Source organism: Tetragenococcus solitarius NBRC 100494 (genome assembly GCF_001544195.1).
Taxonomy (GTDB): Bacteria; Bacillota; Bacilli; order Lactobacillales; family Enterococcaceae; genus Tetragenococcus; species Tetragenococcus solitarius.
Genome location: NZ_BCPY01000095.1, coordinates 1 through 569, shown reverse-complemented (window position 1 = coordinate 569; position 569 = coordinate 1). Strand labels below are relative to the sequence as shown.

Annotated in this window: 1 protein-coding gene; it reads left to right on the top strand. The window is 39.0% G+C overall.

Annotated elements, in window-relative coordinates; genetic code table 11:
* On the top strand, window positions 1–569 hold a 569-nt coding region (locus TS1_RS12290; RefSeq protein ID WP_068710735.1), incomplete at both ends, for an IS3 family transposase.

Genomic DNA, 569 nt, shown 5'->3' with positions numbered 1-569 from the left:
GGTGGGATCGAAAAAATCCGGATCAGGAAATCGAAGAAGAAATGATTACTATTCGTAAGAAACACAAAGATTACGGTTGTTTGCGAATGACCCAAGAACTTAAAAATCGTGGCTTTCATGTCAATAAAAAGAAAGTACAACGCTTGATTCGAAAGTTGGGACTTGAAGTCCGATCTTATACCCGAAAATCTCGACGTTATCGTTCTTATAGAGGAGAAGTTGGCACAATTGCGAAGAATCGAATCCACCGTCGCTTTTACACAAGTATTTGTCATCAAAAAATTACAACAGACACAACAGAATTCAAGTATTTTGCCTTAGATACCAACGGTGTGATCCGTCAAAGAAAGTTGTATTTGGATCCGTTTATGGATTTGTATAACAGCGAGATCCTTTCTTACCGTATTTCAGAAAGGCCCAATGCCTTGGCAATCATGGAAGGGTTGGAAGAAGCCATCCAAATGACAGAGGACTGTCTTTATCGTCGAACATTCCACTCTGATCAAGGATGGGCTTATCAAATGAAAGCTTATGGAAACAAGCTAAAAAAACACAAGATCTTTCAGAGT